Genomic DNA, 3,263 nt, shown 5'->3' on the forward strand with positions numbered 1-3,263 from the left:
GCCTCGCCGCTACGCCCCGACGTGCTGGCCGCCGTGCAGGCAGCGGTGTCGGCCCGCGCGCCGGGCCTGAAGGCGGTGCCGGGCATGAGCGCAGGGGCCACCGACAGCGTGTGGTGGCGCGCGCTGGGCATCCCGTCCTATGGCACCGACGGCCGGTTCATGCGGCGGGAGGATGATTTTGCCCACGGCCTCGATGAACGCGTGCCGGAGGCTGCCATTGCCCCGGCGCTCGACCATTGGGAGACGCTGCTGCGCCGCCTGGCCGGTTGAGCAACGGCGAATAGCTGTTAACCAATATTGACGGTGCTCCATGTGTCCAGCGCGAATCATGGCAGGTTAATCGAGAGAATTTCCGATTCGCGCGGCGATTCGATGTTCATCGTGGCAAGAGGGTGAGGCCCGCTGAAACCCGTTTACCTTGGATCGACCGGCACCATAAGCAGCGGATATTGCAATTAACCCTTTTTTGACTCACTTTGCGTTACTACTCCATGGTAGTTGCGGCCAGTTCGGGTGGCGTAAACACAGGGTCTGTTATGGTGGGTGTGCGTTTCATCAATCGGCTGCGGGACAGCCGCTCTGGCAACGTTGCGGTGATCACCGCGATGCTGGTGCCGGTGATGATCGGCGCTGCCGGTCTGGCGAGTGACACGGCACAATGGACGCTCGTGCGCCGGTCGCTCCAGCGCCAGGCCGATTCCGCAGCGCTCGCCGGCGCCTATGCCCTCACCCAGAACAAGACCGCGCAGAGCGGCGCCTTGGCCGACCTGGCCAAGAATTCGAACTTCACGCTCACCGGCACCCCGCTGATCGAGAACGCGCCCAGCGTCGGGCCACAGGCTGGCAACCCGCTGGCGGTGCGCGTGCGACTGGCATCGAGATCGCGGCTGCCGTTCAGCGGCATCTTCTATGGTGGTGTCACCGTCGCGGTGGAAGCCGTGGCCGGCCTCGAACGCGCCGGCGACTATTGCATCATCAGCCTTGATGACAGCCAGGCCGTGGGCATCACCAACAGCGGCAACACCACGGTGGATGCGCGTTGCGGCATGCACGCCAATTCCACTGGCGAACCGGCCGTGTCCGGCCAAGGCAGCGCCACCATCTTCGCCAGCCCGGTCTCGGCGGTCGGTTCCATCCGCGACGGCGGCAATTTCGCCACCGGCACGGTGTTCCAGCCCTACAATGTCTCGCAGCGCGACCCGTTCGCCGATCTGGCGGATCCGTCGGTGAGCGGCACCACCTACAACAACGTGCGCGTGCAATCGAACCGATCGCGCAGCCTGCAGCCCGGTGTCTATCGCGGCGGCCTCGACATACAGGGCACCGCCAACCTGGCCGACGGTGTCTACATCATCGACGGCGGCAGCCTCGACATCGGATCGCAGGCGGTGGTGAACGGCAGCAATGTCACCTTCATTCTCACCAATTCGGCCTATAGTTCGGGCAGTTCCACGGCAGTGGCCGCCACTGCCAAGGTCAACGGTGGCGCCACGCTCAACATCACCGCGCCCGACACCGGCACCTACAAGGGCGTGCTCGTCTATCAGGACCGGCGCACCCCGGCGATGACCGATTCGGTCATCATCAACGGCAATTCCAACTCGCGCCTGCGCGGTGCCATCTATGTGCCGAAGAACGAGCTGCGCATGAACGGCACCAGCGGCATGGACATCGATTGCCTGCAGATGGTCGGCTATCGGCTGGTGTTCACCGGCAACAGCCAGATCCGCAACATCTGCCCGTCGGGATCGGGCAGCAGCGCAATCAAGGGCAACGTCGTCAGGTTGATGAACTGATGCGCCGGCTGCTTGCCTTGTTCGCTGATCGGCACGGCGGTTCGGCCGCCGAGTTCGCGCTGGTGCTGCCGGTGTTCGGCGGCATGGTGCTGGGCGCGCTGGAGTTCGGGAACGCCTGGTCCACCCGCCTGGCGCTGGAACAGGCCGCCCAGGCCGGCATCGAGGCCGTGGCCTCGAAACGCAGCTTCAACAACGGATTCGGCTTTGCCCTCACCGAAGCGCAGACCCGCTGGGGCAAGCCGCTGACCAGCTCCAGCATGGACACCTGGCTGGAGTGCGATGGCGCCCGCCAGGCGGCCGATGTCACCAACTGCGCCAGCGGCCAGCAGCGCGCGCGCTATGTGTCGATCGTGCTGCGCGCCGAATATGTTCCGGGGCTGAATTTCGGCGGCTTCGTGCGCGGCAGCGGCCCCAGTGGCGGCTTCATCATCACCGGCGATGCCGCGGTGCGCACGCAATGATGCGTCGTCTCGCCCGCATGGCCCAGGCACCTGCGCGCCGTCTCGCCGGGGATCGGCGCGGCGCCACCGCGGCCGAGTTCGCCCTCACCGTGCCGATCTGGGCGATGCTGATCTTCGGGCTGTTCAACCTGTCGCGGGTCTATTTCGGCCGCGCCGGCGTGCTGAACGGCCTGGGTGAGGCGGCCCGGGTTGCCACGCTTTGGCCACGCCGCCCGGATTCCGACATGCGCGCGGCCTTCACGGCGCGCACATTCGGGCTGATTTCGGGAGAGACGCCCAGCTTCACGGTCACCCCCGGCACTGCCAACGGCCAGGATTTCGTGGACATCCAGGTCAGCTACACGCCGCGGATCAGCCTGCTGCTGATCAGCGTGCCGACGGTCACGCTGACCTATCAGCGCCGCGCCTTCCGCCCGGAAATCTGACGGAAACGATCCGCGGGTTCAGTCGGCGCGCGGATGCGCCGCCGCCCACGCATCCAGCAATTGCGCGGCATCCACCGCCGTGTAGATCTGCGTGGACGACAGGCTGGCGTGGCCCAGCAGCTCCTGCAACTGCCGAAGATCAGCCCCGCGCGCCAGGAGGTGGGTGGCGAAACTGTGCCTGAGCGCGTGCGGCGTGGCGCTGGCCGGCAGGGCAAGTGCGCTGCGCGCCGCCTGCACCGCGCGGCGCACGGCGCCCGGATCGAGGGCGCCGCCCCGCAGCCCCCGGAACAGCGGCGCAGCGGCCGCCATCGGGAAGGGGCAGAGCCGCACATAATCGTCGATGGCGGCGCGCACCTGCGGCAGCAGCGGCACCACCCTGGTCTTGTTGCGCTTGCCGGTGACCAGCAGCGTTTCGCCCAGCGGCAGCGCGGCCCCGGTGAACGACAGCGCCTCGCCGATGCGCAAGCCGGCGCCATAGAGCAGCAGCAGCACGGCCGCATCGCGCGCTGCCACCCACGGCTGGCGGGCGGCATCCTCCACCACCGCCACCAGCTCGCGCACATCGGCCGGGCTGACAGCGC

At 67.4% G+C, this 3,263-nt stretch carries 4 protein-coding genes and 1 pseudogene; 4 read left to right on the plus strand and 1 reads right to left on the minus strand.

From position 1 onward, the window contains the following. From GJV64_RS12815 to GJV64_RS12830, 4 genes and pseudogenes are all read left to right on the plus strand, one after another. Window positions 1–270: pseudogene (locus GJV64_RS12815) on the plus strand (M20/M25/M40 family metallo-hydrolase); the annotation flags it as partial. Between the two features lie 275 nt (window positions 271–545). Continuing rightward, a complete protein-coding gene (locus tag GJV64_RS12820) occupies window positions 546–1,796 on the plus strand; it encodes a pilus assembly protein TadG-related protein (protein WP_408014998.1) in 1,251 nt (416 codons plus the stop codon). Further along, complete coding sequence (locus GJV64_RS12825; RefSeq protein ID WP_164157697.1) at window positions 1,796–2,257, plus strand: TadE/TadG family type IV pilus assembly protein; 462 nt, start codon at window positions 1,796–1,798, stop codon at window positions 2,255–2,257. Before GJV64_RS12820 ends, GJV64_RS12825 begins: the two co-directional genes overlap by 1 nt. Then, the gene (locus GJV64_RS12830; RefSeq protein ID WP_164157699.1) at window positions 2,254–2,682 is read left to right on the plus strand and encodes a TadE/TadG family type IV pilus assembly protein; all 429 of its coding nucleotides are present in this window, start codon (window positions 2,254–2,256) and stop codon (window positions 2,680–2,682) included. The genes GJV64_RS12825 and GJV64_RS12830 overlap by 4 nt, the downstream gene beginning before the upstream one ends. 18 nt (window positions 2,683–2,700) lie before the next feature. Here the strand turns inward: GJV64_RS12830 and GJV64_RS12835 are convergent. Continuing rightward, window positions 2,701–3,263 (minus strand): tyrosine-type recombinase/integrase (locus tag GJV64_RS12835; RefSeq protein WP_164157701.1); only part of this gene is annotated, 563 nt, incomplete at its 5' end.

Origin of the sequence: Sandarakinorhabdus rubra, assembly GCF_010994245.1 — a bacterium.
Classification (GTDB): Bacteria; Pseudomonadota; Alphaproteobacteria; order Sphingomonadales; family Sphingomonadaceae; genus Sandarakinorhabdus; species Sandarakinorhabdus rubra.